The organism is Bradyrhizobium sp., from assembly GCF_035701725.1.
Classification (GTDB): domain Bacteria; phylum Pseudomonadota; class Alphaproteobacteria; order Rhizobiales; family Xanthobacteraceae; genus Bradyrhizobium.
The window spans coordinates 1-5,725 of record NZ_DASSRP010000086.1 but is presented as its reverse complement, the minus strand read 5'-3'; the positions used below and the strand labels follow the sequence as shown (position 1 = coordinate 5,725).

2 protein-coding genes and 1 pseudogene are annotated in these 5,725 nt (G+C 62.4%); all 3 read right to left on the bottom strand.

What is annotated here, in order from left to right; translation table 11 throughout:
• Nucleotides 1-236: pseudogene (locus VFL62_RS04410) on the bottom strand (HAD family hydrolase); the annotation flags it as partial.
• Between the two features lie 130 nt (nucleotides 237-366).
• Nucleotides 367-1,869 (bottom strand): sensor histidine kinase, encoded by a 1,503-nt coding sequence (locus VFL62_RS04405; protein WP_325171155.1) that lies wholly within the window; start codon nucleotides 1,867-1,869, stop codon nucleotides 367-369.
• Nucleotides 1,870-1,890: 21 nt separating this feature from the next.
• A partial coding sequence (locus tag VFL62_RS04400; RefSeq protein WP_325171154.1) for a response regulator occupies nucleotides 1,891-5,725 on the bottom strand: 3,835 nt, incomplete at its 5' end.

Here is a 5,725-nt window from a genome sequence, read left to right as displayed (position 1 = left end):
TTTCCGCGGACCTCGGCGCCGAGCGCGAGCGATTCCGCGGCGAACTGGCGGTCGAAGGTTTCGATGTCGATCTCGGCGCGCTCGAACTTCGCCCAGGCGTTCTCCAGATGATTGGCGGCGTTGGTGCGGCGGATGATGTCGGCGGGCAGGCCGTGCTGCGCCTCGAAGCGCGCGAAGGCTTCAAACGGCGAAGAGGTCAATACGCCGCCAAAATCCCAGATCACCGCCTCGAACATGATCCCCGCCGCCTATCTGACCGAACGCGGCTAACATGGGAAGAGGCGTTGCGCCAGCCTTCATCATGCCGCGCAAGCGCGTCATCTCGCGCTGCTGCTCGGAAAATTTCCGGCTAGCTTGCGGGAATTGTCAGTTGCTGGCGACCTTCTGGACCTCAGTGCGTTCAGCGCTGGTCAAAGCCGCGGTCTGGCGATGGCCGGTTCGAGCGGTGGCGGACGGCTTCAGCGGTACCGACAACCGGCAAATCAGGCCTTCGGCTCGCCAATCGAATTCGGCCTGGCCGCCGAGCTGCGATTCGATCGAGGCGATCACGCTGCGCGTACCGAAACCGCGGGAGGCCGGCTCTACGACCGGCGGACCTCCGCGTTCTTCCCAAAGGATCGTCAAGACGTCGGCTTCGGCGATCCATCGAATTGTCAGGCGGCCGGTCCGGGTCGACAGCGCGCCATATTTGGCCGAATTGGTCACCAGTTCGTGCAGCGCCATGGCGAGCGTCTGCGCAGTCGCAGGCTGCAATTGAACGCTCGAGCCGCCAAAGGTGATCTGGTCGTTCATTTGATAGGGCGCCAGTTCCTCGTCGACGAGTTTGGTGATCTCGGCGCCTTGCCAACTCGACAGCGAAAGGATGGTGTGCACCCGCGCCAAAGCGCCGATGCGGCCTTCAACCGCCTGCATGTAGGATTTCGCGCTCTCGCCGCGGGTCAGGCGTACGATCGACTGCGCCAGCGCCAACGCATTCTTGGCGCGATGATCGACCTCGCGGGTGAGCAGGCTTTGCCTTTCCTCGGCCCGCTTGCGCTCGGTGATATCGACGGTGACGCCGCTGACCCGGATCACCCGGCCCGTCTTGTCGGCAGTGGCGGCGGCGGTGCCGAACAGCCAACGAATTTCCCCGTCGGGACGGACGATACGGAACTCGGTTTCGTAGGATCTGACGCCTTTGTTGAACTGAACCATCGCCTTGCGCAATTCGCTCATGTCGTCCGGATGAAGCAAAGCGCGCACGTGATCGGGTGTCACCGAAAAAGTCGCCGGATCGACTCCGAAGATCCGGTACTGACCCTCGTCCCACATCCAGTCGCCATTGAGCCAATCCCAGTCCCAGGAGCCCATGCGTCCAGCGGCCAAAGCAAGGCTGCGGCGCTGCTCGCTTTCGAGCAGCCGCGCATTGGAATGCTCGAGTTCTCTGGTGCGGGCCCGCACACGGTCTTCGAGTTCGGCGTTGAACCGCTCGAGTTGCCGCGTCTTGCGGTAGAGGTCGACGAAGACGCGAATCTTGGCGCGGAGCACTTCGGGGACGACGGGAACCGGCACGTAGTCGACGGCGCCCATTTCATAGCCGCGCAGGCGATCCAGATCGGAAACCTGGATCGCGGAGATGAAGATCATGGCAGTCTTCTGGAAACGCGGATGCTCCCGGATCATCGCAGCCAGTTCGAAGCCGTCGAGCTCCGGCATGCAGACATCGACCAGAATGACGGCGACTTCGTTCTTGAGCAGATATTCCAGCGCCTCCCGTCCCGAGGTCGCCACCACGAGATTTTCGTTGAGCTCCTTCAGGATAACTTCATAGGCCAGCAGCTTGGCCGGCTGATCGTCAACCAGAAGGATGTCTACCTTTTCCTGGTCCATCATTCGCTACCCATGCCCAAATCAGCGATGCAGCCACATTCTGATCGCCAGCAGCAACTGCTCGGTATTGACCGGCTTGGCGAGATAGTCTGATGCACCCGCCTCCAGGCACTTCTCGCGATCGCCCTTCATCGCCTTGGCAGTCAGGGCAATGATCGGAAGTCTGCGGAATGCGGGATTTGCCCGGATCACGCCGATGGTCTGATAACCGTCCATCTGCGGCATCATGATGTCCATCAGCACGACCGCGATTTCGGGGTTCGAGCCGACCAGTGCGACCGCCTCGCTGCCGGTCGTCGCGGTCAGAACCTTCATTCCACGGCGCTCCAGAACGCTCGACAGCGCAAAGATGTTGCGGGCGTCATCGTCGACCAGAAGCGCGGTGCGGCCCACCAGATCCTCGTCGGAACTGTTGAGTTTCTCCAGCATCCGCTGCTTCTCGATCGGAAGTTCCGTGATCACGCGGTGCAGGAACAGCGATGTCTCGTCCAGAAGACGCTCCGGCGATTCTACGCCCTTGACCACGATGCTGCGGGCCATGGTGTGAAGTTCCGCGTCTTCCTCGACCGAAAGCTCGCGGCCGGTAAAGACCACCACCGGAACTTCAGACAGCTCCTCGTCCTGGCGGATCGAATCCAGAACCTCAAAGCCGCTCATGTCCGGCAGCCGCAGATCGAGCACCACGCAATCGCAGGGGTGGTTGCGCAGCGTCGTCAGCGCGCTCGCGCCGGTATCGGCCGTGACGATCTCGATGTCGTCGTGATCGAGCAGCTCCTTGATGCTCATCTGCTCCGCCACGTTGTCTTCGACGATCAACAGCCGCTTGCGGCGCGGTTTCGCATATTCCTTGATCTGGGTCAGCGCGGCGGCCACCCCTTCGGTCGTGGTCGGCTTGTTGACAAAGGAGAACGCGCCGCGCGCCAGCGCATGCTGACGGTCTTCGTCGAGCGTAATGATCTGCACCGGGATGTGGCGCGTCAGCGGATTGTGCTTGAGCTGGCTCAGCACCGTCCAGCCGAGCATGTCGGGCAGGAAAACGTCGAGCGAGATCGCAGACGGCTGATATTGCTTGGCGAGATCGAGTGCTTCCGAGCCTCTGGCAGCGACCAGAACCTTGAAGCCCTTGTCGCGCGCCAGATCCACCAGCACCCGCGCATAATGCGGATCGTCCTCGACGATCAGCAGAATGGTATCGCCGGGTTCCAACGCGAGACGGTCATCCGGCAATTGCTCGATGACGCGCTCTGGCGAGACCGCGGGGATCACCGGCGTCAGCCCATGCTGAGCCGGTTGTGCCGGTACGATCGTCCGCGGCGCGATTGTCGGTCCGGAATATTTCAGCGGCAGATAGAGCGTAAACACGCTGCCCTTGCCGGGCGTGCTCTGCAGATGGATTTCTCCACCAAGCAGGCTTGCGAGCTCGCGGCTAATGGCGAGGCCAAGGCCCGTGCCGCCGTATTTTCGGCTGGTGCCGGCATCCGCCTGCTGGAACGCTTCAAAGATCAGCTTCTGCTTGTCCTGCGGAATGCCGATGCCGGTGTCGGACACCTCAAAAGCAACCACCGCAGGCGAATGATCGAGCACCGGGTGTTCGGCGCTCCAGCCGCCCAGTGCCGCCGAGACGCTCAGCCGCACGCCGCCTTCGGCGGTGAACTTGAAGGCGTTGGAGAGCAGGTTCTTCAGCACCTGCTGCAGGCGTTTGGAGTCGGTCGAGATACTGCGTCCGAGGTGCGGGTCGATGGCGACATCGAAGGTGAGTTGCCGATTGTCCGCCTCGTGGCGGAACGGCCGTCCGACAGTTTCGAGCAGGTTGGTGAGGAGGATATCTTCCGCTTCCACCGTCACCGTGCCGGACTCGATCTTCGAAAGATCGAGAATGTCGCTGATCAGGTTCAACAGATCGGTACCGGCGCCATGAATCGTGCGCGCGAATTCGACCTGTTTCGGTGTCAGGTTGCCATCGGGATTTTCCGTTAGTTGTTGCCCCAGAATCAGGATGCTGTTGAGCGGTGTCCGCAGCTCGTGGGACATGTTGGCCAGGAATTCCGACTTGTATTTGGAGGTCAGCGAAAGCTCGGTCGCTTTTTCCTCGAGCGCGCGGCGGGCCTGCTCGATTTCCTGGTTCTTGCGCTCCACTTCGACATTGCGCTCCGCGAGCTGCTGGGCCTTCTGCTCGAGCTGATCGTTGGTCTGTTGCAATTCCTTTTGCTGGGTCTGCAATTCGCCGGCGAGCTGCTGCGATTGCATCAGCAGGCCCTCGGTCTGCATCGTGGCCTCGATGCTGTTGAGCACAATGCCGATCGAATCCGTGAGCTGTTCAAGGAATGTCATCTGGGATGTCGTGAAGCTCGACACCGAGGCGAGCTCGATCACGGCCTTGACCTGGTTCTCGAACAGGACCGGCAGCACCACGAGATTCTTCGGCGTGACGCGCAACAGCGCCGAGTTGATCGGGATCACGTCCTCGGGGATGTCGGACACCAGCCGTTGTCGCTTGTCGAGCGCGCATTGTCCGATCAGGCCGTCGCCGACCTGGATCACCTGCGCATGCGGGGTGGCGCCGTCGCTGGCGTAGGCCGACAGCAGCCGCAGTTGGGGAACGTCTTCGTTCTGGACCTGATAGATCACGCCCATATGGGCGTTGACCAGCGGCGTGAGCTCGGTGAGCAGCAGCCGGCCGACCGTCACGAGATCGCGCTGGCCCTGCAACATGTTGGTGAAGCGGGCGAGGTTCGTCTTCAGCCAGTCCTGCTCGGTATTGAGTTCGGTTGTGAGCCGAAGGTTGGTGATCATCGTGTTGATGTTGTCTTTCAGCTCCGCGACTTCACCTCTCGCGTCGACCTGAATGGCGCGAGTCAGGTCGCCCTTGGTCACGGCGGTCGCCACTTCCGCAATCGCGCGGACCTGCGAGGTCAGGTTGGCCGCGAGCAGATTGACGTTGCCGGTGAGGTCCTTCCAGGTGCCGGCCGCGCCGGGCACGTTGGCCTGGCCGCCGAGCCGGCCTTCGACGCCGACCTCGCGGGCCACGCTCGTCACCTGATCGGCGAAGGTTGCGAGTGTCTCGGTCATGTTGTTGATGGTGTCGGCGAGTGCCGCGACCTCGCCTTTCGACTTCACGGTGAGGTTCTGCTTCAGATCGCCGTTCGCAACCGCGGTCACCACCTTGACGATGCCGCGGACCTGCTCGGTCAGGTTGGCGGCCATGAAGTTCACGGTATCGGTCAGGTCTTTCCAGGTGCCGGCGACGCCCGGCACCTGGGCCTGGCCACCGAGCTTGCCTTCGGTACCGACCTCGCGTGCCACGCGCGTCACTTCGCCGGCGAAGGCGTTGAGCTGGTCCACCATGGTGTTGATGGTGTTTTTCAATTCGAGAATTTCGCCCTTCACGTCCACGGTGATCTTGCGCGACAAGTCGCCGCGCGCCACGGCGGTGGTCACTTCGGCGATGTTGCGCACTTGCGTGGTGAGGTTCGCGGCCAAAAGGTTGACGTTGTCGGTGAGGTCCTTCCAGGTGCCGCCGACGCCGGGCACCACGGCCTGACCGCCGAGCCGGCCTTCGGTGCCGACCTCGCGCGCCACGCGCGTCACTTCGGCGGCGAACGAACGTAGCTGCTCCACCATGGTATTCAGGGTGTCCTTGAGCAGCAGGATTTCGCCGCGCACGTCCACCGTGATCTTTTTCGACAGGTCGCCGCCGGCGATCGCGGTCGCGACTTCGGCGATGTTGCGGACCTGCGCGGTGAGGTTCGAAGCCATGAAGTTGACGTTGTCGGTGAGATCCTTCCAGGTGCCGGCAACTTCCGGCACTTCGGCCTGGCCGCCGAGCTTGCCTTCGGTGCCGACCTCGCGCGCCACG